Raw genomic sequence first — 24525 nt, 5'->3', positions numbered from 1 at the left:
GTTATTCCTTTGTATTTGTTAAGTACGTTGCAAATTGCTGCTGCATGTAACCATTTATTTTTGCATGAGTTGGGCTCCAACCTGCTAAAAAACGATAAAAATCACTCCATGCGTAACACCATAGCGCTCGCCAACTACTAACAACATGCACAGGATTTATACTCGGTTGAAAGCGTTTTAGTGCTAGGGTAAGAGTGTCAAAATAACGATTTAAATAATCATCTGCAACTGATTTTAATGCTGTATCATCTAAACAACTGCCTAAAAAATACATCAGATCAATCACCCCAACACCCTTGCCAACATATTGAAAATCATAGCCAAGAACATGTTGGTTTTGTGGCGCAATCGCAAAGTTGGCAAGCTTAGCATCACCATGAATTAACGTTTGGTAAGGTGACTCACTCAGCTTAGTATCAATAGGTTGCGCCTGCGATTTTAAGCTTAAATCGCTCATACGCTGTAACTCATCTGGCCGTGTTGCTAAATGCCAATAACTACCTCGAGGCCAAAGCCCCTCGGATGAGCTTGCTAAATGAAAAGCATGAAAATGTGCAAGCCAGTTTATAATTGCTTGAATGTGGCTGTGTGTAGCATATGCTTGCTGGTAGCCATGTGCTACGAAATCACTAAATAATAACGCTTGCTTAGTGCCCTCTTGTATTGCATCAATACAGTGAATAGCCGCAGCTTCATGGGGTAATTGCTCAGCGTAATGCCGATACCAGTTAAATTCGACTAAGTACGATTGGCGCTTTCTGGCAAGAGCAAAATCACTTTGCGTTATACGGCTATGATTAATCTGGCTAGGCACTTCAATCGCTTTAATTACAGTCGCTGCACCGTTCACTTGGCAACGAATAATCTCACCGCACCCGCTCCAGACTGACGCGGCTTGCTGTAAATTTGTAATGTTTGAAAAGTGAGAAGTAACAAATTGCCTAAGATCCATAACGCTCTATGATTTAAAAAACGAATGGCAATGGTAGGTGAAATTAGCTATTGGCACAACGGCCCGTAGGCAATAAAAAACCCGTGCTAAGCACGGGTTTTCGTAGATAAAGTCCTAATACTGCTAAGGACTTGCATTGTTGAATTACTCGTTTACCACACTTTTAAGTGGGTTAACTGGCTTTGCATTGTCATCCAGTAAGTTCATATCAAAATCGAACTCATCAACACGAATCGCTTTCTCACGTTTCTTGTTGTAGTCAATCAGTTTTGCATACTCTTCTTCGTTGATAACACTTGCAACAAGTGCATTATCAAGAGTTTCTGCAAAACGAACGCCCGGCTTGATAGTTTTAGCACGCAGTGCTTTTTTAACTTTTGCAAGTAAATCAAGACACGCCATTTTCGCTTTGTACGCTTGCTCATTGATGTAATGACCATCACCTTCAATTGGATTAACCAAGTGAGTGATTTGCGCTTTAAATGCCGTATCCATTTGCGCTTGAGTCGCAAGTTCACGGATTAAATCATCGCTGATCTTAGGCATTTTCTTTGAGTAGTTCATAGTAATGAAACGCATAAACTTACGAGTACCACTTGCAGGGAAGTTATCTAAGAACTTATGCAATGCTTCTTCAGCGCTTTGTAGTGCAAAGCGAGTCGCATAGTGGAAGTAAGGCGCAGCTTGCTCACGTTCACTGCTTGCTACTTTTTGCTCGTAGTATTTAATCGATGCCATCGCCGCATACAAGAAGCTCATTACGTCACCTAAACGTGCAGATAACATTTCTGCTTGCTTAAGTTTGCCGCCCAGTACCAATAACGAGAAGTCAGCGTAAACTGCAAGTTTTGCAGATAGTTTGTGCGCTGCTTTTTCGTATTCACGTACTTCTGGTAGTGACGATTTAGCACCCGCAGTAAACGGTAATACACCTAAACGGAAAGCTCGTAAGCTGTTAGCTACGCTGTAGCCCACTGTTTTACGTAAGATACTGTTGAATTCTTTGTCTGCATTTTTGTCTTCGCTGTGGATAGACTCAACCATAGATTGCAGGTAAGGGTGACAACGCATTACACCTTGACCAAAAATCATTAGGTTACGAGTAAGGATGTTTGCACCTTCAACCGTGATTGCGATAGGTTGAGCAACATAACCACTTGCTAATGTATTTTGCGGCCCATTTTGAATCGCTTTACCTGCTTGAATATCCATTGCTGAATCAAGCACGTTACGGCCAATTTCTGTCATGTGGTATTTAGCAATCGCAGTGACTACAGATGGTTTTAAGCCCATGCCTAAACCTTCTGTTGTTAATACTCGCATTGCTTCTTGAAGGTAAGTTTTACCTGCGATATCAGCAAGCTTCTCTTGAATACCTTCGAATTGACCAATCGCCAGACCAAACTGCTCACGCACTGCTGCGTACTCAGAAGCACCTTTAAATGCCACTTGTGATGAACTAACACCTAATGCCGGTAACGAGATACCACGGCCAGCACCTAAACAGCTAACCAGCATTTGCCAGCCACGACCGATGTTCTTTTGACCACCAATGATGAAGTCCATTGGTACAAATACTTTTTCACCGCGTGTCGTACCGTTGTAAAAACGAATACCCATAGGGTCATGACGATTACCAAGCTGAACACCTGGGTGATCTTTAGGAATAAGCGCACAGGTAATACCTAGGTTTTCTTTACCACCTAGTAAACCATCAGGGTCAACCACTTTAAATGCTAAACCTAATACTGTCGCAATAGGTGCTAGTGTGATGTAGCGTTTGTCCCAAGTAATTTCTAAACCTAAAACTTCTTCGCCATTGAATTGACCACGTTTAACAACACCGATATCTGGAATACCACCCGCATCTGAACCCGCTTCTGGGCTAGTCAGCGCGAAACATGGAATATCACGACCATTTGCAAGACGCGGTAAGTAGTGATCTTGCTGCTCTTTAGTACCGAAGTGTAGTAATAGCTCACCTGGGCCTAGAGAGTTAGGAACCATCACGGTTACCGCAACCGCAGAACTCTTAGTCGCAATAGTCGCAACAATTGTAGAGTTTGCATAAGGGCTGAACTCTAAACCGCCGAATGATTTAGGGATGATAAGCGAGAAAAAGCGCTCTTTTTTCAAGAAATCAAGAATGTAGTCAGGAAGATGTACACCATTTTGAATTTCAGAATCATCAATCATTGATAATAATTCTTTAACTGGGCCATCTAAGAATGCTTGTTCTTCAGCGCTCAGCTTAGCTGCTGGCACGTCACGAAGTGCATCGAAGTCAGGTTTACCTTGGTAGATTGAACCTTCTAACCAAACATCACCCGCATCTAACGCTTCTTGTTCTGTAATTGAAATACTAGGTAATACTTTTTTTAATTTTGTACGTAAGCTCATAATAAACTCATCCGACCAGATAGTAATACCTACATTACGTCACAAAATGAGCAATAGATCAATTGGTCCAACCAGTTTTTTTAACATTTTTTTATATTTATTTTTTCTTTGTATGCTAAGCACTTGAATACAATGGGTTTACACGTGTACGCTCAATTGCAATTTTTTATCCCGAAATAGTTAACAACTAAAGACTGAGAACAAAAAGCCCAACTAAAAAGTTGGGCTTAGATACAAATACTGAGTGAATGATTTAGAGTTCATCTTCTATGGGGAATAGCGAAATAAACCAAACCTGAAAACGCCGCCAAGATGACGTTTGTGGTTCTTCATCAAACTGCTCATTACTTACTGTGTCGAGCCAAACTAAGTCATCATCTTTAAGTTCAACTTTCCAGGCATATTCGGGCATTTGCGTATCAACCCAATGGGCTAAAAAGCGACTAAGCTTTTCGCTTTCGATTAATACGCCCATCTCGGTATTTAAATCAAGTGAGCGAGGGTCTAGATTCATGGTACCCACAAAAATCCTTTCATCATCAAAGGTCATGGTTTTTGCGTGTAAGCTTGCTTGCGATGACCCTGTAACTTTACGCCCTGCTTTGCGCTTAATAGCCATTAGATCACTGGGTTTTAATTCCCAAAGCTTTACCCCAGCCTTAATGAGATCTTCTCGGTATTTTTTATAACCAGCATGCACCGCGGATACATCCGTAGCAGCTAAAGAATTAGTTAAAATAGTGACATCAATACCTTTTTGAGCCCAGTTTGTTAACAGTTTCACACCTGAATCGCGAGGAATAAAATAGGGTGAAATAATAATTGCTCTGTGCTTGGGCTCACCCATTTCTTTAAATAATAGTGGTGACATGTTTGCAGAGCGCTCATTGACATCATTCATCACTTTATCGGGATGGTCGTAAAACAGCACAGATTTTTGCCAATCAAACTTAATATCATCATTTTGAAGCCGTTTTACAAACTCACTTTCACGTAATTGTTCAACATAATTACTTTGCTGGTTTTGCTCAACATAGCTTGAAAGTGTGTTTGTAATATCAACCAAAGATTGCTCATCTCGTGAACCATGTAACTCTTCAACAGGGTAAGAAAGTTGATGATTCCAATACAAATCAAAGGCTTTTGATGCCTCTGGAACAATCTCTCCAGCACTCATCACATCTAAATCAATAAATTCAGAATGATCTTCTGCCGAAAAATAAGCATTGCCAATATTTCGGCCACCAGTGATAAAAATCCGATTATCAACAATAAAACTCTTATTATGCATTCGTCTTGACAGTTGACTGTAATTACTTAGAAAGCCAAGCGCTTTAAAACGACGGTTAGGAAAGGGATTAAATAAACGAACTTCAATATTAGGATGAACAGCCAGTGCAGCGAGGTCTAATTCACTATCTGCTTGCGATAAATCATCGAGTAGTAAACGTACTCTTACCCCACGCTCCGCAGCTTTTAATAAAAAAGCCGTAAATAATATAGTGGTTTGCTGTCTGTGGTATAAATAGTACTGCACATCAATGGTGTGCTCTGCAGAATCAATAAGTGCCAATCTAGCTACAAAGGCATCGACCCCATCTGCTAGAGGATAAAAACCAGATAATCCAGGATGATTATTACCCACCGCATCTCCTATAGTACTGGGTGTATCTGCTGCAATGGCATAACTTGGTTGAATAGACTCTCTTGAAGGTAATTGTGCGCAACCAGAAATATACAAAAATAATACACAAAAAAGGAGTTTTGAAGAGTCTAGTATCATGGCTTCCTACCATTGATTTAACGTGAGATACACGTGATCGTTATACTATTACCCTAATAAATGAACGGATTAAAAGCAAATAAAAACTAATATGGAGGGATAAAGAAGTAAAAAGTAGTAATAAAAAGGTTTTAACGGCTTTAAGAGCAAATAGATTAAGCTACTTGCTCAGTAATATCAGCAATTTCGATTAGTTTACGATTGAGAATTTTTTTACAACAACCACAACACTTGCCGCACTGGGTACCCACCTGCAGCTCTTTTGATAATTCACGCATAGTCATCGCGCCATCATCAATTGTTTGTTCAATTTTTTTGTCAGTTACACCATGGCAAAGGCAAATATACATGAATGCAAACCACTCTCATTTCTGTTGATGGAATGCATATTAATCTAAACGGTAATAGTTCGCAATAGTGTTATAGACAATATTTGCATAACTATTGAACCAGAACTGTCTAAATGGCACACGCATAAAAATTTCCCCTTATGTTATGGACGGTTAGTCAAAGTCGGGGAAAGAAAAATTTTTAAATTTTTTTGTAAGATCTAATTTGCTAGTTGTTGTTTGTCAGTAATGTGGGCAAGTAGCTACTTAAGACGACCGCACCAAAAGCATAACTAAAGTTAATGATTTTTCAGTAACCCCAAATTAACAGGCTTAATAATTTAGCTATTAAAGCCTGCGGCAATTTTGCACTACTTACCCAAACTTTGAATCGCAAAAGAGTCCCTCTAATTACACTTTATGCTTTGTTATTGAAAAGCATACCGGAGTGATTATTGCTAGGCATTGAAAATAGTGAATTGATCATCGAAGAAACATTGCTTTTCACTGCTCGCTGAACAGCATTAACCTCATCGTCTAACTGCTCGTTTAATTCTTTTAGTTGCACTTCACGCTGCTCAGGCGTTAACTCTTCATTTGTTTCTACAATATTAATTTTATTTTGCAGTTCTTTAATCTTAGCAACTAACTCTTGCTGAGTGAGTGGGGTATCTGGTTTTGTCTCTGTTTCAGAATCTACATTGTTATTTTGCTGATTATTTTTAGCGTAACTGTTTGTTGCATTATTGGTGTTTAGATTTAGATCATTTTTATTTTTCTGACCCACAGGGTCTGACAATACAGAAGATGAAAATGGAGTAACTTGCATGATATTCCTAAGGTTATTTTTTTGACACTTTTAAGCTGTGCTGTTTAAAAAGAAATTAATGCACAAAACGTACCTATTAAGCATCCAAATCTTTCTATTTAAAGTCTTAAGGCATACTCAAGCACTCACCTTGTACTTGTTTCCCTAAAGCATAATTTAGTTAATTGCAAAAACTAGTTATAAATTACTATTTGATAACTTTTTAATAACCTTTTGTGATCGCTTTTCAAATCTCCCTCGTTCATTTTGTTGTGATGGACACGTCGTAACGTCCGAACATACAAATATATAAGGAAGAACGATGAAATACTTACTCTTGGCAACAAGCTTGCTATTTATCACAGCATGCAGCGATGATGACGACGATAAAACCGAAGTGGTTACTCCACCCCCAGTTCAAGAATTCAGCCCAAGCATGACCTACTCCGTTACATTGAGCGGCAAGCAAGAAGTGCCGATGAATAACTCAATGCAAACAGCAACTGCAACAGTAGAGCTTGACGAAAGTTTAATGCAATTTCGCGCAACACTTGACGCAAGCTCAGTCGAGGGCTTTAGCGCAGCACATATACATGACGGCGACTTAGGTGCTAATGGCGATGTTGCATTCACATTTGAAGCCACCACCGATGGTATGTATGAAGTCGCAATTACCGACCTTGATGAAAGCTTAATCGCTGATTTAATGGATGGCGATTGGTATATAAATCTACACACTGAGCAGTATGCTAATGGTGAATTACGTGCGCAAATTGTGCCTGATACAACCAGTATCATCACCTTTGTTTTAAATGGCGATCAACAAGTACCTATGAACGACAGCGACGCAATGGGTTATGGCTATGCGTCTTACGACAGTGCCACAACAGAATTGCGCCTTCGTGCAGTGACTATGGGTGTTGATGACGCAACGGCGGCTCATATCCACACTGGAAAATTAGGTTCAAATGGTGATGTTTTTGTTGCTCTAGAGCAAGATGATGAAGTAATGACAGATTGGGTAGTCCCAGAAGGTACAACAATCGATAGTGATACCCTAGCAATCCTTTTAGATGGTGGTCATTATGTCAACGTTCATACGCCGGAGTATGCCGATGGTGAAATCCGCGGCCAGATCCTAACGGATAACTACGCTGTTGCTACATTCGCTTTAAGTGGCAATCAAGAAGTACCAATGGTTAACACAATGGCAAGTGGTGATGGCTATGCATTAGTTGATACTACCGACTACAGTGTCGAGCTTACTGTTGTAACTTCAGGCCTAGACGATGCCAGCGCTGCGCACATTCATACAGGTCGTATTGGTACAAATGGCGATGTATTAGTCGCTCTTGAACAATCGATGGACGACGGCAACGTGTGGATGACGCCAAGCAATACTCAAATCAATGCTGATATTTTTGCAGTACTGGCTTCTGGAGGCCATTATGTAAATGTCCATACTCCGGGTAACCCTGGTGGCGAGCTTCGCGGACAAATTCTTACCAGCAATTATATCTTCACAACCTTTAAACTTAGCGGTAAGCAAGAGGTACCTGCCGTTATGAGTAACGCTAGCGGCGAAGCTTATGCATTAATTAACACGGATAATTACGGCTTAGAACTACGTGTTAGCACCATGGGCGTTGATGATGCAACAGGCGCTCACATTCATACAGGCCGGATTGGCACAAATGGCGATGTATTAGTTGCGCTTGAGCAATCAAGTACTGACACAGGAATGTGGATGACACCGGAAAACACGCAAATTAATGCTGATATTTTCGCAGTACTTGCTTCAGGTGGCCATTATATTAATGTTCATACGCCAGCTAACCCAGGTGGCGAAATCAGAGGTCAGATCCTAACAGACAATTATCAGCTTGTTACTTTCCCACTCAGTGGAATGCAAGAAGTTCCTGCTGTCGACACTATGGCATCAGGCAGTGGTTATGCATTAGTGAACATGGATAATTACCATCTAGAATTAAGAGCATTAACTGAAGGTGTTAGTGATGCTACTGCTGCACACATTCACACTGGCCGTATCGGTATGAATGGTGATGTACTTGCTGCGCTAGAGCAGTCAAGCGAGAACACAAATCTGTGGCAAACACCTGAAAACACCATGATCAATGCCGACATTTTCGAAATACTCGCATCAGGTGGCCATTACGTTAATGTGCATACGCCTGCTAACCCAAGTGGTGAACTGCGTGGCCAAATCCTTACCGATAACTATGTATTCGTGACCTTCCCACTAAGTGGTGAACAACAAGTTCCTGCGGTAACAACAGATGCCTCTGGCGATGGCTATGCATTAGTAAACACCAATGATTACAGCGTTGAATTGCAAGTACTTACATCAGGAGTAAGCGATGCGAGCGCTGCGCACATTCATACCGGTTTTGCAAGTGAAAATGGCCCAGTGCTAGCCCCTCTTGAGCAAGACAGTGATGATATGAATCGCTGGATGAGCACTACAGGCTTAATGATTAATGCTGAAATTTTCTCTGTTCTCGCTTCAGGAGGTCATTATGTAAATGTACATACTCCTGCTAATCCAAATGGAGAGATAAGAGGCCAAATTCAATAATTCCCGTGTTACAGAGGCCAATAGTTAATTGGCCTCTTTATCTAATTAAGCGAAAATTAGACCCTACAATTAAAATTATACTTTCAACTTTATTGCAAATAGCGAATGTGTAATTTTCTTACTACCTAATCTCACAATAACACCCCTCGGCATCTGAATTAATAAACCGACTATTAAACCCAGCACGTAAGTTTGTAATTACTAACTCGACAAAGCCATCTAGGCTTGAACACGCTAGTCCTTTTGACAATGGACCTGCGTATACAAGTTGTTGATTTTCTGAAATTAGTACAGCAGCCGGGTAAGCGGGTAATAGTGCCGCCACTGCTGAGGTTGGTTTAAGCTTTATAACTTTAACATCTTGTTCAGTAGCATAATCTGTAAGGCTAGCAATATGGGCTTGGGAGCGAGCTGAACAAACACAGCTATTATCATCAATAATATATAAAGTATTGCTGTTCTTTGCGCTAAGCCCCATGGAGGTTTGAAATAATGACAGCCAATTTGGCTTTGCTAGTTTTCTATCTGGGTCAAAAAGTGTGATTTGTTGAGAGTAGGCAATCGATAAAGCAGCTACAACCAAGGCAATCCAAACTAGGATTGCCACAATCACCCTCTTGCTACTTGAATTTGGCAATACCCTGCTCCATCACATCAATACTTTCATCAATGAGTTGCACGCGCTCGGTAAGCTTTTCGATCATCAGGTTGTCTTTGGCTTGATTAGCAATTAACGCTTGTGAATTCTCGGCAATGGCACGTGTATTTCCCGCTTGGCTCTGTACTACATGCGCAACTGATTGAGAGCTGTTTGCAGCAAGGTTAACTTGCTCTGTCATTTCAGTAATTTGTAGTTTCATCTGTGAGCTTATCGCTGACAGTTGCTCAATGAGTGCCACACTGCCTTGCATTGATTTAGTTGATGAAGCACTGTTTTGCATCAAGCTTTCGAGCGTATTGGTTATTTTATCGGTGGTATGTTTACTGCGCGTTGCCAGGTTTCTGACTTCATCAGCCACTACCGCAAAGCCGCGGCCTTGTTCACCAGCACGCGCAGCTTCAATAGCTGCATTTAGCGCAAGTAAGTTAGTTTGCTCAGCAATTGATGAAATCTCATTAAGGAGTTCAGAAATATGACTACAAGCATTCACTAACTGAGAAATATTCTGATCAGCTTCTTGTAAGTTGCTTGCCAACTCTGCTGCTTTGGTATCGGTATTTGCAACTTCATTTAATGCGTCTGCGGCACTAACATGCAACTGCTCAAATTGCATTTGTAATTCATTACTTTCGTGTTCAACATGGGCAAAGCCTTCAGCAACACGCTCGCCTGATTGTGCAATATCTATAGACAACTGCTCACGTAACACGGCTTGCTCATGCAGCTCATCATGAACCTCAAGCAATTGTTTAGATTGATTTTTAAGAACATTAGTTTGACTTTTCACATCCCCCACAACCCGAGATAAAAAGCCAAGTAAGCGATTAAAACCCGCCACAGCTTTACTATGGCGCTCATCTGCTCTTAGGCTAATATTTATACGGTTTTCATCAGCCATAATTTGTTCTGTTGTATCGCTTAAAGAAAGACCTGAGCTTCTCTCCAGATGCAAAGTTTTGGCAATATAACCTGCCACAAATGCTTCAACAATGGCATATACAGCATGAATAAGTACAGTGCTAAAATACAGCCTGTCTGGATCGAAAACATAAAAACCAGACTCGTTTATCTGTAAAAAGTAAAAGCTCAAATGGTGAACGGCAACAAAGACAAGCGCTGTAATAAACACGCGCCATTCAACAAACATGATCAACACTGCCATTAAAATAAATATTTCAAAGTGAACTTCAATGAGGCCGTAGCTTTGTTGGATGTGTAAAAACGAAAACATCATGCAACCGGCAGCGACTACATGAGCTGTTAATTTGCTCGTTGGATATTGATAGAGCATCCAAAGTGGTAAAGACAGCAGTAATAGGCCTGTTACTACACCCGTTATTAGCGTCGAATAAACAAAACCTAAAACCAAAGATTCAATAAACAACAACAGGAACAAATAAGTAAAAAGGCGGCGCACACTCGTCATAGTTAAAGCCTTAATTATTAAATAATTTACAAAAACACAATTAATCGAGCCAATACGGCTTGATACGCATCACGGTTCACTTTATTAATTGCAATAATGCTCTAAATTGATCGGTCCCTGCTTTTTCTAGCCATTGAAATATCACACTCTCTGTACAAGTAATAATAGCACCCGCTGCAGATAGCTGCTTAATAGCTAGCTTTTTATGGTTTTGATTTCGAGAAGCAATGGCATCTTCAACAACGAATACTTGAAAACCTGCAGCCAGCAAGTCTAAACATGTTTGCAACACACACACATGTGCTTCAGTTCCTGTGACTACTACCTGAACTCGTTTATAGTCAGCTAACTTGTGGTTAAAATCATTTTCTAAACAGGCGCTAAAATGAATTTTATGGTAACAATTTTCTGCTGTAATAAACGGCACGAGTTCTTCACTGGTATGACCTAATTTCGAAGGATTTTGTTCTGTAAATAAATAGGGGACCGCCAGTAACTTAGCACTATTTAACAAGGTAGCTGTGTGTTGTACAACATTAGTAAAATCGTCAATAACAGGGGCTAATCCAGCTTGCTCATCAATGATCAGCAGCATTGCTTGGCTTTGTTGGCATATATATGAATGGCGCATTACTTCCTCAAACTATGATAATTACTAAAGTTATAGCATAGCTTTCTAAATATGAACTAAGCAGACATTGTTACTAAATTATCTTTTCAGAACCATAAATTACGTTCATAATTGTGCTATATTTTGTTAAAAATTATGCGCAAACACTAATTTAGGGTTAATCAGTCAGTGCCTAAACGTTTTCTTTTTGTTTTCTTATTTGTCTTTTCCGCGCTCATTCCCACTGCGTTTGCACAAAACTATGCACTGCAAATCCAACGCATTTCTACCGATGAAGGCCTAACACAAGGTAGCGTAACTAAAATTGTTCAAGATGATCTGGGCTTTATATGGATTGGTACTTATCAAGGTTTAAACCGTTATGATGGCTATAAAGTAAGCTCTTTTGCTGGTGAGTATATTCTCGATCAACGCCAAATAACATTTTTAGCCAAAACACAAAACGGTAAAATATTTGTGAGTACGGAGTTTTCTGGGGCGTTTTTTATTGATCCAAAGACTCTAAAAGTCGAAAAAATATATTCAGGCAAACTCAATCCAGAAGATCCCTACTTTTCACCGATTTTAGCTATCACAGAAGATGATAATTTTTATTATTTTGCAATCTCTCAGCACGTTTACTCTTACAATAAGCAGTCGAAAAAGTTTTTACATGAGTTTTCAATCAATAAAGAAGAACATATTGTTCGTGCGCTAACAATTTACGATAGCTTTTTATACATAGGGACATCGACGGGGCTCTTTTCTAAAAATTTAGCGGATGACCATGTTTCTCATATCCCGCTCACCGAGAAAAAAAATATCACCGAAGATAATAGAAACGTCAAACTTCTTCATGTTGACCCTCAACTAGGCTTACTCGTTGGTACAGTTGAAGGAATGTATGATATTCCCTTTAACGCTAATCGTTTACTTGCATTTGAAAAGGTCAATCTCTTAATTCCTCAGTTAAATATTTGGGACTATTCTGCAAGTTCATTTGGTGAATATATTGTCACCGAAAAAGGATTGTATGAGTTCAACCGTGAATCTTTAGCTATCGACTTTATCCTAAGCTTCGACCAAAGTAAGTTTTTGATGACTGATAACACCATACCTGATGTGATGGTTGATAAAACTGGCTTGCTTTGGCTTGCTTCGCGCTCGCAAGGGGTGTTTACATGGTCAACACTAGCAAGGCGGTTTAAGCATATTGAGTTAAAAACACCTCAATATAGCTATAACAATAATGTATGGACCGTATTACAAGAAGATGATGTGTTGTGGATAGGCACTGATAATGGCCTTATAAAGTATAACCAAAACAACAAAGAGCTAACGCCCTATTTAGTAAGCAATGATGAAAAAGCTTTCCATGGTGAACATGGGATTTATGGAATAGCTAAAGCCGAACTTAATGGCAATAACCGCTTTTTATGGTTAATGAAGTACATAGGGCTTGGCCTATTTGATAAACAAACAGGCAAGCTTGTGCAACTAAACGGTGACCCAGAAACAATCGAGGCGCTTACTAAAACGCCTAATTGGGGTTTTCATACCATGGGACCAGACCAGTTTGCATTTGTAGATGAAGAAAATTTTTACAAATACAATGGTAAGTCAGGTGAACTTAGCCCTATAAAAGGATTAAAAGAACAGCTAGAGGCAGCGAACACTTACACATTTTTAAAACCTCTATCAACTCACCCTGACGAGTACCTAATCAGTATGTCTAGTAAGCTGTTTAGGTATAATGAAAGCACGCAAAAGCTCACGCTTGTCTACGAGGCTACAAACTTTAACCCATTAGCTTTTGCGACTATCCATGATTGGGTAATTGATTATAACAATATACTTTGGCTCGCCTCTTCTGATGAAGGGTTAATAGGTATTGATGCAGATACATACGAAATAAAACACCGCATTAATCGTCAATCAGGTTTAAAAGCTAAATCAGTATTCGGTCTTCAAATTGATCGTTTCGGCTTTTTATGGATGAGTACACAAAATGGTCTATATCGTTTAGATTTGAGTTCACTTGCGCTCGATAGCTATTTTATAAGAGATGGTCTGGCAGTTAATGAGTTTAATTTCGACGCAGATACGACTTTCGATAACGGTGAGATTGCTTTTGGCTCTACCCGTGGTGTACTTATCGCAGCTCCCGAAGACTTCTTATCATCTGCTGTAGAAATAGGTAACATCACGACCGAAATAACGGATGTATCATTACTATCGCGAGAACTCAATTATCATCCTTACAAGTATGTAAACTCACCGTTGCAGATCACCTCAGAAGATATGGGCTTAGGTGTGAGTTTTTCTAATTTTGATACCATTAATAAAGATAAAACACTGTACAAGGTTACGCTGGATGGCCCAACATCGTTGCAATACGATAAATTAAAGACCAATGAAGTTTTCTTCACAAAATTACCTCCCGGTGATTACGTTTTATCGATTTCGTCTTCATCAGAAATGAGTGAGGCTATTTCAGCAACAAGGCAACTGCGCTTTAATGTCGCTCACGCCCCTTGGACATCCCCCATAGCAAAGACCTCATATGGCGTAATTATTTTCACAATATTACTGATCATCTTTTGGCAATATCGAGCTCGCCAACAAGCGATTAGTCGTGCTCACGTTGAGGTTTTAAAATCACAACAACAAACAGAGCTTGCCTTAAGCAGTAACAAAAGTGGCGTATGGGAGATCAATCTAGCCAATGACATACTCTACACCAACCGTTTTTCGGCTGAACTTGGCTATAATGAGTTCAAAGACCGCATAGCGATTAAAGACTTTATTGCCTTAATTCACCCACACGATCGCAATTATGTTATCAATAAATGGCAGTTGTTCTTAAAAGAAGCCAACAAACAACAGTGGAATATTACCTATCGTTTAAAACATAATAATGGCGATTGGCTTTGGTATGAAGATGTTGGCCGGGTAGTAGAAACGAATGAGACAGGCGGCCCCTTAAAGGTTGCGGGCTTTTACACTAATATCACCGAACAAAGAGCTAATGCCCAGCAAGCAAGTGTACTTGGGGAAGCCTTTAGTCAAATTAATGATTGGCTGCTTATTTTAGATAATACACTCATGCCTTTTTCTGCAAACGCCAGTTTTAGCGAAGCATTTGCAACACCAGCAAATATTGCTGACTTAACAACGAGAGACTTTATCAACGCGATAGGTCGAACTAAATACTTTGAATATGTAAGTATTTTAAAAACACTCAAACCCAAGCAAAACTGGAAAACAGAAGCCTTTATTCGCACCTTAAAAAATGCTTCGCATCCAGTGCATATTAGTGTCACAGCAGTTGCTAAAGACAGTCAAACGATTAACTATTACGTCATCGTGATTTCTGACTTAACGGAACAAAAACGCGCTGAGGATGAGTTAAGATATTTAGCAAATTACGACTCTTTGACTGGGCTACCAAACCGTACCTTAATGTATGCAAAAATCAATAGCAGCATTAATCGCGCTAAAAAGCACAATAAGTTAGCCGCTTTGTTATTCATTGATTTAGATAAATTTAAACCTGTAAATGACTCATTTGGTCATGCTGTCGGCGACCAACTATTATGTAATGTAACACAACGAGTTAAACAGATACTGCCACAAAGTGCGCTCGTTGGCCGTCAAAGTGGTGACGAATTTTTAGTGCTTGTTAAAGATTTACAATCTCCTCAAGCATTGAGTGAGCTAGTTAAAAAGCTCACCAAAGAGCTTGCCAATAAAGTAATCATTGATGATTTTTCTATCAATATATCAGCAAGTATCGGCGTAGCACTTTACCCATTCGATGCAAAAACTGCAGATGATCTCATTCGAAATTCAGATATTGCTATGATGCATGCCAAACAATCTGGCAGAAATAACTTTAAATACTTTACTGAGCAAATGAATAACCAGTTAACTAAAAAGTTATTGCTAGAAAATGCGTTAAAAGACGCATTCAAAGACGATGTTTTATTCAACAATTATCAACCTATTGTCAATGCAAACACGAAAACCATTAATGGTGCAGAACTTCTAATGCGCTGGAAGACCGTACAAGGTTATGTGTCTCCTGCAGAGTTCATTCCTATTGCCGAAGAAATTGGTTTGATTGATTTAATGACCGAGCAAGCACTTGACCGAGCACTGACAGAGTTAAAACCTATACTGCGTGCCAACCCAAAATTTTACTTGTCTTTGAACTTGTCACCCACCCATATTCTAAAGTCAAACTTAACTGAACGTTTGCTAATGATCCTCAACAATCATCTAGTTAAACCTATTCAACTGCGTCTTGAAATCACCGAAAACACGCTACTCGAAGACAAAGACAAAGCATCAAAACAACTGCAAAAACTCAAAAATGCAGGCTTTAAGTTGTTACTTGATGACTTCGGAACTGGTTACTCGTCACTAACCTATTTAAACCAATTCCCGATAGATGTGATAAAAATTGACCAAAGTTTCGTACGTAACATTGGTTCTGATAACAGTAATGAATCAATCATTAAGACCATTCACGCCTTATCCGTTAATCTAGGCTTGTATTGTATCGCCGAAGGTGTTGAAACACTTGAGCAGATTAACTTTTTACGCAATATGGGTTGTGATGATTTACAAGGCTATTATTTTGCAAAGCCAATGGAAGCTGAAGATCTAATCAAAGAAAGTACCATTCAAACTATTGTAGATCGTTTAAACGAGTTGTAAGCCACTTATTTAAACACTGATAAAGCTCATCTTTGTTTATTGGTTTAGATATAAAGTCATCCATTCCCGCGACCAAGCAACGCTTTTGATCTTCTTCAAACGCATTTGCAGTGATAGCAATAATGACTGCATCACCATAACGTTCAGGGTTTTGTTTTATTTTTTGAGTACATTGGTAACCATCCATATTTGGCATCTGACAATCCATTAGAATGATATCTACATCAGACTTTTCTAAGTGCGCAAGCGCTTCAATACCATCATTAGCTTGATGCAATGAACAGGAGGTATCTAACATCATTTTTTTAAGGACAATTTGATTTATAGGATTATCTTCAACAATTAAAACTTGGATCCCTTTTAAATCAGGTTTTTGTACATTTTGGCTTTGCATTACTTTTGCGTCACTTTGCACAATAGGCACTTTAATTGTAAATTCACTACCTTGGCCTTGTTGACTTTCCAGTGATAACGTACCGCTCATCAACTCCACAATACGCTGGCTGATTGTTAAGCCTAAACCCGTTCCACCGTATTTACGGGTAGTTGAAATATCTGCTTGGGTAAATTCATTAAATAGTTTAGCTTGCTGCTCAGCTGAAATACCAATACCGGTATCACGCACTCGAATAACTAAATACGGCTCTTCAATAGTACAGTTTAATGAAATTTCACCAGTTTCTGTAAACTTACCCGCATTACTCAAAATATTATTAACGACTTGGCTAAACCTTAATGGATCTAAACTAATATAATTTGGAATGTCGTCTGCAATAGACAAGCTGAACTTTACTGTCGGCTTAACACTTGTATTGCTAAACACCTTGGCGAGTTGACTAAGCAAAGCTTTGATTTCAACAGCCCGATACTCTAATTTAAGCGCCCCAGCTTCAATTTTTGAAAAGTCTAAAATGTCATTTAAAATCAGCAGTAAATTATTAGCACTTTGATGTATCATCGCCAACTCTTCACGCTCAGTCTCAGGTAAGGTTTGGTTATCTAACAACAGTTGCGTCATCCCTAAAATGCCGTTGAGTGGGGTACGTATTTCATGACTCATATTTGCTAAAAACTGTGACTTAGTTCTATTAGCCTGATTGGCAAGCCTTACCGCTTCAACAAGCTCATTCGTTTTATCATTTACTTGCTGCTCGAGTTTGGCGTTAAAGTCTTGTAATTTATTATTAAGCTGTTCATTTTCGTGATTAGCGTGATGTAAGCGACTAAAGCTCAAGGCAAGCTTATTTGCCAAACTCGAAAACTGAGCCTGCAATCGACTTACTTCTAACCATGTTTCGGGTAAGTGAGCTTTGGTAATTGCATTTTCAGGATCAAACTTATCTATTTGCTCTGCCAACTTTAATATTGGCGTAGTAAGCCAGCGGCTAAGTTGAGTGATGAAAATACTGGTCAGTAAGATAATAAAAATAATCATCACAATAGATTGCCCCCATGCACTGACCGCAACGTCATTTGCATAACGACGATTAAGCATGGTTACAACCAACCAATTATGCTCACTTGAACGCGCCTCACGAGCATAAAATTGTTGCTCATTTTCAATATTAAACATTTTAAAGCGTGTATCATCGGAAAAGGTTGTTAGTTCATCAGTTGTCAGTTGCTGTAGCTCAGTAAAATCATCTAAAGTGCTATAAACAACCTTGTTTGATGCATCAAGTATTAATAACTCACCTTCGTGCGTAAACAAACTTGGTCGCAAGCCAGCAAAATAATCAAACATCAGTGAACCTTCTACAACACCAGAAAACATCCCATCGGTGTATATTGGCGCAGATACAGCCACTATAGGTAAAGAGCCAAATCCCCGGCCTTTAAAGATTGTTGATATGTAGCCGTTGTGATTGTTAGGGGCGTTAATGAAATAGTCTCTATCTGCAACATTGGCGCGAATATTAGATTGCTGTAGGCTGACAGCTAATGACTTAGGATAAAAATGTGTAACATCAGCAAGCGCATCAACGATGATTTGTGTCCTAAAACCAGGGTATAAATGCGCCATGTTTTCGAGGGCAATTTGCTTAGGAACACCACTAGCAATACTTTTTGCAGTTAGAACAACCCCCTTCTTGTGATGATCAAGATGCGCATCAATATTACGTGTGATCTCCTTAGCTTTTTCTTTTAATTGGGCATTTATCTCATACTCAATCCGTGCATAGTGATTGTTGGTTAATACTATTGAGGTCAAAATAACAACTAACACAACGAGTAGGGTAACAACGTAATTTAAAATTTTATAAAGAGACGAGTAATGTTTATGCCAAGAGTAACGGCTGAAAAAGAAACTTAATAAGTCGATAACCGAAAGATAAATCGCGGCATTTAAGCAATATTTAGCCAACGCAATTGCGATAGTTAGAATAGGAAGAGCTAAGAAGAAGTGCCCAAAGGCCCACAATGCAGGTAACCCTAAAGCAAACCAAAACATCATCCCTCTGAGAAAAACCGGCTTTGCTTTAGATAAACAAACTATCTGCAGATAAATTAATTCGAGTGCAAAAACAATGGACGGCCATGCATGACCCCATCGATAAAAGATAAATCCAGTGCTCAAAATAAAGGTGATAACTGCAAATCGCCAGCCTAAAAGCAATAAGCTTAAGATAACGAAAAGCTGACCGAGTAAAAATTCAGAGCTATCTAGAAACCAAATAGGCAGTAAATTAACAACACCTGCGATGCATCCTAAAAGCACCGCAGTCATAAAGTTAAAATATACTGGTTTATTTTTAAGCAAAGGCGCTATTCCACTAATATGTTCTACCTTTAACTTAAAAGAAAAATTAACATTTTACCAATTTAATTAACATGGTGACATTCATGACTTTCTACCTGCAAAACACTTTTTTCGATATTAAAGCGCACACGTAGTAGCGTCTCAATTTTTAAGCGACACGCCTCATCATGCTTTTCAACAGTACAATGGCGCTTTAAGACCACGTGCGCACCAACCACGATGTCTTTGTCATGGCGAACCACTGTAACATTATGAACATTTTGTACATGCTCAACTGAGGCAATACTTTGCTCTATCTCTGATACATCTGGAAGTTTACTTTTGTTTTCCATAAGTCCTTTGATACAGCGGGTAATTACTTTTACTCCCGTGAACAAAACAAAGGAAGCGATCAACATACTTGAGATGATATCGATTTCAGGCCAGCCAGTTAAATGAATTAAAATACCTGCAAAGAAAGTAGAAACTGTAGAGATTAAGTCAAAAAATGAGTGCAGAAATACCGCATACACATTAATACTGGCTTTACGCCCTTTGTACAGAACCCACGCAGCAGCACCATGAAATAAGAAGCCAATCGCTGAAATCACAGACATTAAATAGCTATTAATCTGTAAATCATGTCCATCAGAATGGTGTAAAAACCGCTCTCCCCCTTCAAATAAGATGATCACACTAATGCTCAGATACAAAATGCCATTGATTAGGCCCCCTGTCAGTTCAGCACGCTGGTAACCATCGTTATAATTTTTTGCAAAATGAATCGCCATGCTTGAAGCGATCAAAGCAATAAATAAAGAGCTGTTATGAACAAATAAATGCCCAGCATCGGCAAGTACAGCAAGCGAATTTGAAAAGTAGGCACCGATGATTTGAATAACCATAAACGAGCATGTTATTGCTAAGGCAATTAACAAGCGGCGTCTAGATGCTTGGTGCGTAGTAATATCTGTCATGAAGAAGTGAAAAACCTATTCGCTGTATAAAGAAATGATATAAAGTAGCAATTGTAATACGAGAAGCACTTAAACGCACTAAAAACTTAGGTACTTAGCCCTTTTTGAAAGTTATTTGCGCGATTCATAAGTTAAAAAGAGTTCAACCTACAGAAGAAAGTAAAGCGTTAACAACGAAATAGTTAACGCTTATGACAATGACAAATCACACCTTAAATTGGCTCACTAAATCTTTAAGGTGCTGTGCACGCGATAATAAGCTTTGCGTGCCACGTTGTTGTTGCTCTGCGTTATCATGAATTTGTGTTGCACTGTCTGAAATATCATGTGCCGACTGATTGATATGTTCAACGACTGTGCCCTGCTCCTCAGTCGCAGCAGCAACTTGATGATTACCTTGACTAATAACTTCAAACTTTTGCTGGATAGATTGCAACGCAGATACTGCAATATGTGTCAGCTCAGTCACCTTTTGACTACTTTGAGTACCTTCAGCTATCGCTTCTTGTGATTGCAATGAAGAACTTTGTAAACGTGATACCTGCTCTCTTATTTCTGATGTCGACTTTTGCGTACGTTGTGCAAGTGAACGCACTTCATCTGCAACAACAGCAAAACCACGCCCTTGTTCACCTGCTCTGGCGGCTTCTATAGCAGCATTGAGCGCCAACAGATTAGTTTGTTCCGAAATAGCATTGATCACTTCAACAACTGAGTTAATTTCTGCAGCCTGATTGGCAAATTCGCCGATACTCTTATCAACCGTGAGCAGAATGTCGTTAAGTTCATTCATAGTTTGAGCGGTCGCAGCCATGCTTTGATTCGTTGCAACGGTTTCTTTTACGGCCTCTTCGGTGTCGTTAGCAGTACGATGGGCGATATCAGACACTTCATTGATCGTTTGTCCCATTTCTGTGATAGCTGTCGCAACTTGATCGGTCTGTGCTCGTTGGTCATCAGTTGCGGTAAATGTCTTGTTTGCAAAACTTGCTAGCTCATCAATGCCTTCACGCATGGCTTGCTCTGTAACACTGATTTCATCAACGAGCTCAGCGACTTTGCCTATAATTGCGTTAAATCCCTTAGCAAGATGACCCAATTCGTTATCAACGCTATCGTCCAAACGCTTTGTTAAGTCACCACCGTGGCCGGCCATACCGAGCAGTTCGTCTCCCACACCGCGTATTTTCTTACTTAACCAATTCGCAAAATACAGAGTCAGTACCAAAAAGATAACAGCAAGCACAACGCTAACAACAATAGATATCCAAACAACCTTATTAATTGCACTGGAAATCTCTTGCTTTGGCTGTATCGCAACTAAGGTCAAACCTGTCCCCTCAATTGGCATAACCCCAGCGTAAACATCTTCACCACTTAGTTCTACTTGCGATAATATAAAACCATCATGTTGGTTTTTCATTAGCTGCTGCAATGTGCTCAATGAACTTACCTCTGAAACTGGTTTGCCAATGTAGGCATCATTTGCATGGGCAATAATGCGCTTACTATCGTCAATTAAAAATAAGTAACCTTGCTCGCCTATTTTGCGCGACGTGACAATACTAGAAATATCTGAAATATCATATCCAAGCCCAGCAACACCAAGACGTTGCCCTGCTATTTCAACCAAAGTATTTACATATAGAGTCAGGTGTCCACCTTGTTCACTGACATCTAATGCGAGCGCTTGGCGTTTATCTGAGCGGATGAAATCAAAAAACCAACTGTCTCTTGGCTCACTTTGTGAGATTGATTTAAAAAAGCCATCTTGTGTGTAATAACTCATCGAGTTTTTACTCACCCAAAACACCGATGATGCCCCACTCTTTTTTTGTAAATCAGCAAAGTAAGCCATTACGCGTTGATGGATAGGCGAGTTTTTCTCACCTTCGGTCATCCACGTATGCAGAATTTGGTTTCCTGCCAATGATTTTGAAACAGAGATGGGGTATCGCATTTGTGCATCAATTTCAGCAGCAACTTTACCCACAGCATCTGGCAGAAGCTGTTGTTCAGTTTGTTGATAATAAAGCCCTGAAAATTGGCTGGTGTTGATTAAAGCACTAACCACAGTGACAACAAATAGTGCAATTAATACAAAACTAATAAAAATAGTCCGCAGCGATAGATTTCGCATGTGGCAAACCTCATACTTTAATGGTGGATTTTTAGGTTAGAGGCCATCCTTGCGTCTTATTTGCAATTTTAGATAACAAGTCAATGTTAAGCAATTGCAATTTAAGCTTTTATTATTGTTTTAAGTTAAATGACTATCAAACTCAAGCACACCATTAACAGATTCCACGCTGCTTCTCTCCTACTCTAAAAGTCTCACTAAATTAACGCTGATTGTCGTAAATACTTTGACTCTAAGGTTCGGTGATTATTGTTATTTTTTGTTTATATGCTTTAGGTGACATGCCGTACCAGCGATTAAATGCATGATGAAATGCACTAACCTCAGAATAGCCACACAAAAAAGCAATTTCTGTTAGTGATAAGTCTGTTTCGCTTATAAGCGAAGTACTTTTTTGTTGTCGAAGTTTGGTTAATTCTTGACTAAAAGTCGTGCCTTCTTTTGCAAGGCGCCTTTGCAGCGTTTTCTCGCTCACATTTAGTGCGTGCGCCATTACACTGCAACTAACTTGTCCTTGGGTTAAATGCTCTTCCAGTAAAATGCGCAAAATATCTGTGACTTTGGTTTGTGTTGTGATTTTAATTTGACCTGACACAACTGACTGGCTTTCTACTAATTCACTAAAAAATAAGCTATGGGTTTTAGCGCCATATTCAATTGGGCAGTTAAAATGTTCATTAATTTCGGCATTAGGCTCTTTACGTTGTAAATAAACTCGACTTGGACACCAGTCCTTTCCCTTTACTGTTCGCGCTATTTTTAAACAAAATGCCATTGGCGCTTCATAGCTAAGTAAGGACATATCGCGTTCACCATCGTTAAAGTTAAATCGCAACTCATACTCGTTACCATGATCAATTAACGACACATTATGGGTATCTCCCATCAGTTTTTGATAGCGTAAAATCAGTCGAAATGCACTCAGCAAATGTGTTGCTTGAATGATGGCCATACCAACGACAGGAATAGCACGTACATTCATATTACTGCCTACATACAACCCCAAGTGCGTATCGGGCAATAAAGCTTGTGCTTGTTTCCAAAGTGTACTGACATTAGCCTGTGGATACCGTGCTGTTTGACTGCTCAAATCGGCTAAGGGAATATTAGCTTGTGCAAATAACTCATTAATCGGCAAACCTTGCCACTTAAATGACTCAGCCATAGCCCTAAGCCACCAGCTTGATAGGGTGCGCATACTTGTCCTACAAAAACAATTTAATGACCCATATTATCAAGTAAAATAATAAATAAAAGCCTATTGTTTACCTGTAATTAACAAAGGAGACAACAATATGGGCACTGTAGCAAGTAAACGCGAGTTCGCGAGCTTTAAAGAGTTTTACCCCTACTACTTACAAGAACACAAAAATAAAGTCTGTCGTCGCTTACATTTCTTTGGCAGTTGGTTAGTTTTGGCAATTTTGTTTGCCGCTATTTATCAACAGCAATATAGCTGGCTAATTTTATGCCCACTTGTGGGTTATGGCTTTGCTTGGGTGGGGCATTTCTTTTTTGAGAAAAATCGCCCAGCGACCTTTACGCACCCATTTTATAGCTTCATAGGCGATTGGGTGATGTTTAAAGACATTATTATTCGTAAAGTGCCATTTTAGGAAGCTATCATGACCATAAAAAACACAGTATCAGAGCAAGAATGGCAAGCCCGTGTTGAGCTTGCTGCCGCATATCGATTGGTTGCATTGTATGGCTGGGATGATTTGATTTTTACCCATATTTCTATGCGTGTACCAGACACTGAAAACGAATTTTTGATCAATCCTTACGGCATGATGTTTCACGAAATCACTGCATCTAGTCTTATCAAGGTAGACCAACAATGTAATAAGCTGCACGACAGTGAATACCCGGTCAACCCTGCGGGATTTAATATTCACAGTTGCATTCATATGGCGCGCAATGATGCCCATTGCGTTATTCATACTCATTCACTAAATGGCACAGCTGTGTCGGCTAATAAAGATGGTTTACTGCCAATTTCACAACAGGCTGTTGTGGTGCATTCAGGGTTAAGTTATCACGACTATGAAGGCATTGCGCTAAACCCCGCTGAGCAAGACCGATTAGTTAATGATTTAGGTAGTAACAACTTTTTAATGCTGCGCAATCATGGCCTATTAACAGTAGGTAAAACTGTTGCTGATGCATTTTTATTTATGTACGTATTTGAAGCAGCGTGTGCTGTGCAAACCCGTACGTCACAAAACACCGAGCAACTCGTGCAAGTGCCAAGCGCTATCATTGATGGGATTAAAGGACAAACAGAAATAGCAACTAAAGGGCTAGGTGGTGCAATCGCATGGCCTGCGTTACTGCGTTTATTGGACAATAAGAGCCCCGGATATGATCAATAAGGATTT

General features: G+C 39.5%; 16 protein-coding genes. 4 read left to right on the top strand and 12 right to left on the bottom strand.

Annotated features, from left to right (window positions below):
- Position 1: 1 nt before the first annotated feature.
- The 5 genes from E5N72_RS20540 to E5N72_RS20520 all read right to left on the bottom strand — a co-directional run bounded on the left by E5N72_RS20540 (position 2) and on the right by E5N72_RS20520 (position 6293).
- Entirely contained in the window at positions 2-952 is a 951-nt protein-coding gene (locus E5N72_RS20540) for a phosphotransferase (protein ID WP_135926932.1), read from the bottom strand.
- A gap of 144 nt (positions 953-1096) precedes the next feature.
- Positions 1097-3352 carry an acyl-CoA dehydrogenase gene (locus tag E5N72_RS20535; RefSeq protein WP_135926931.1) on the bottom strand — a complete coding sequence of 752 codons (2256 nt, stop codon included), beginning with the start codon at positions 3350-3352 and terminating at the stop codon, positions 1097-1099.
- A gap of 253 nt (positions 3353-3605) precedes the next feature.
- Positions 3606-5135, bottom strand: a complete 1530-nt coding sequence (locus tag E5N72_RS20530) for a phospholipase D family protein (RefSeq protein WP_135926930.1) — start codon at positions 5133-5135, stop codon at positions 3606-3608.
- A 155-nt stretch (positions 5136-5290) separates the two neighbouring features.
- On the bottom strand, positions 5291-5485 hold the full coding sequence (locus E5N72_RS20525; protein WP_135926929.1) for a (2Fe-2S)-binding protein: 195 nt from the start codon (positions 5483-5485) through the stop codon (positions 5291-5293).
- 397 nt (positions 5486-5882) lie between these two features.
- On the bottom strand, positions 5883-6293 hold the full coding sequence (locus E5N72_RS20520) for a hypothetical protein (RefSeq protein WP_135926928.1): 411 nt from the start codon (positions 6291-6293) through the stop codon (positions 5883-5885).
- A 301-nt stretch (positions 6294-6594) separates the two neighbouring features.
- Between E5N72_RS20520 and E5N72_RS20515 the strand changes: the two genes are divergently transcribed.
- Positions 6595-8868 carry a CHRD domain-containing protein gene (locus E5N72_RS20515; RefSeq protein WP_135926927.1) on the top strand — a complete coding sequence of 758 codons (2274 nt, stop codon included), beginning with the start codon at positions 6595-6597 and terminating at the stop codon, positions 8866-8868.
- Positions 8869-8989: 121 nt separating this feature from the next.
- Here E5N72_RS20515 and E5N72_RS20510 read toward each other — a convergent pair whose 3' ends face one another.
- The 3 genes from E5N72_RS20510 to E5N72_RS20500 form a co-directional block, all read right to left on the bottom strand.
- The gene (locus tag E5N72_RS20510; protein ID WP_135926926.1) at positions 8990-9475 is read right to left on the bottom strand and encodes a DUF6436 domain-containing protein; all 486 of its coding nucleotides are present in this window, start codon (positions 9473-9475) and stop codon (positions 8990-8992) included.
- A 13-nt stretch (positions 9476-9488) separates the two neighbouring features.
- Entirely contained in the window at positions 9489-10955 is a 1467-nt protein-coding gene (locus tag E5N72_RS20505; RefSeq protein WP_135926925.1) for a methyl-accepting chemotaxis protein, read from the bottom strand.
- Positions 10956-11031: 76 nt separating this feature from the next.
- Positions 11032-11586: an isochorismatase family protein gene (locus E5N72_RS20500; protein WP_135926924.1), complete on the bottom strand. Its 555-nt coding sequence runs from the start codon at positions 11584-11586 to the stop codon at positions 11032-11034.
- Positions 11587-11754: 168 nt separating this feature from the next.
- Between E5N72_RS20500 and E5N72_RS20495 the strand changes: the two genes are divergently transcribed.
- On the top strand, positions 11755-16287 hold the full coding sequence (locus tag E5N72_RS20495) for an EAL domain-containing protein (RefSeq protein ID WP_240704575.1): 4533 nt from the start codon (positions 11755-11757) through the stop codon (positions 16285-16287).
- On the opposite strand, the gene E5N72_RS20490 is transcribed toward E5N72_RS20495, so the two are convergent.
- The 4 genes from E5N72_RS20490 to E5N72_RS20475 form a co-directional block, all read right to left on the bottom strand.
- Entirely contained in the window at positions 16259-19048 is a 2790-nt protein-coding gene (locus E5N72_RS20490; protein WP_240704574.1) for a response regulator, read from the bottom strand. The genes E5N72_RS20495 and E5N72_RS20490 overlap by 29 nt on opposite strands.
- A gap of 62 nt (positions 19049-19110) precedes the next feature.
- Positions 19111-20004, bottom strand: coding sequence for a cation diffusion facilitator family transporter (locus tag E5N72_RS20485; protein WP_135926923.1), 894 nt, complete (start codon positions 20002-20004; stop codon positions 19111-19113).
- A gap of 205 nt (positions 20005-20209) precedes the next feature.
- Entirely contained in the window at positions 20210-22144 is a 1935-nt protein-coding gene (locus E5N72_RS20480; RefSeq protein ID WP_135926922.1) for a methyl-accepting chemotaxis protein, read from the bottom strand.
- A gap of 232 nt (positions 22145-22376) precedes the next feature.
- Positions 22377-23342 carry an AraC family transcriptional regulator gene (locus E5N72_RS20475; RefSeq protein WP_135926921.1) on the bottom strand — a complete coding sequence of 322 codons (966 nt, stop codon included), beginning with the start codon at positions 23340-23342 and terminating at the stop codon, positions 22377-22379.
- 97 nt (positions 23343-23439) lie between these two features.
- Here E5N72_RS20475 and E5N72_RS20470 point away from each other — a divergent pair, with 97 nt between their 5' ends.
- Together E5N72_RS20470 and E5N72_RS20465 are read left to right on the top strand one after the other, a co-directional pair.
- Complete coding sequence (locus tag E5N72_RS20470) at positions 23440-23760, top strand: Mpo1-like protein (protein WP_135926920.1); 321 nt, start codon at positions 23440-23442, stop codon at positions 23758-23760.
- A 9-nt stretch (positions 23761-23769) separates the two neighbouring features.
- Entirely contained in the window at positions 23770-24519 is a 750-nt protein-coding gene (locus E5N72_RS20465; protein ID WP_135926919.1) for a class II aldolase/adducin family protein, read from the top strand.
- Positions 24520-24525 lie beyond the last annotated feature (6 nt).

Source organism: Pseudoalteromonas sp. MEBiC 03607, assembly GCF_004792295.1.
Classification (GTDB): Bacteria; Pseudomonadota; Gammaproteobacteria; order Enterobacterales; family Alteromonadaceae; genus Pseudoalteromonas; species Pseudoalteromonas lipolytica_C.
The sequence above is the reverse complement of the archived record's forward strand: the minus strand, read 5'-3'. Positions and strand labels throughout refer to the sequence as shown.

Excerpts from the sequence above, each read along its gene's own strand:
- E5N72_RS20505 (WP_135926925.1), bottom strand. The coding sequence starts at position 10,955 with ATGACGAGTGTGCGCCGCCTTTTTACTTATTTGTTCCTGTTGTTGTTT.
- E5N72_RS20465 (WP_135926919.1), top strand. The coding sequence starts at position 23,770 with ATGACCATAAAAAACACAGTATCAGAGCAAGAATGGCAAGCCCGTGTT.
- E5N72_RS20530 (WP_135926930.1), bottom strand. The coding sequence starts at position 5,135 with ATGATACTAGACTCTTCAAAACTCCTTTTTTGTGTATTATTTTTGTAT.
- E5N72_RS20475 (WP_135926921.1), bottom strand. The coding sequence starts at position 23,342 with ATGCGCACCCTATCAAGCTGGTGGCTTAGGGCTATGGCTGAGTCATTT.
- E5N72_RS20525 (WP_135926929.1), bottom strand. The coding sequence starts at position 5,485 with ATGTATATTTGCCTTTGCCATGGTGTAACTGACAAAAAAATTGAACAA.
- E5N72_RS20515 (WP_135926927.1), top strand. The coding sequence starts at position 6,595 with ATGAAATACTTACTCTTGGCAACAAGCTTGCTATTTATCACAGCATGC.
- E5N72_RS20470 (WP_135926920.1), top strand. The coding sequence starts at position 23,440 with ATGGGCACTGTAGCAAGTAAACGCGAGTTCGCGAGCTTTAAAGAGTTT.
- E5N72_RS20535 (WP_135926931.1), bottom strand. The coding sequence starts at position 3,352 with ATGAGCTTACGTACAAAATTAAAAAAAGTATTACCTAGTATTTCAATT.
- E5N72_RS20500 (WP_135926924.1), bottom strand. The coding sequence starts at position 11,586 with ATGCGCCATTCATATATATGCCAACAAAGCCAAGCAATGCTGCTGATC.
- E5N72_RS20485 (WP_135926923.1), bottom strand. The coding sequence starts at position 20,004 with ATGACAGATATTACTACGCACCAAGCATCTAGACGCCGCTTGTTAATT.
- E5N72_RS20480 (WP_135926922.1), bottom strand. The coding sequence starts at position 22,144 with ATGCGAAATCTATCGCTGCGGACTATTTTTATTAGTTTTGTATTAATT.
- E5N72_RS20520 (WP_135926928.1), bottom strand. The coding sequence starts at position 6,293 with ATGCAAGTTACTCCATTTTCATCTTCTGTATTGTCAGACCCTGTGGGT.
- E5N72_RS20540 (WP_135926932.1), bottom strand. The coding sequence starts at position 952 with ATGGATCTTAGGCAATTTGTTACTTCTCACTTTTCAAACATTACAAAT.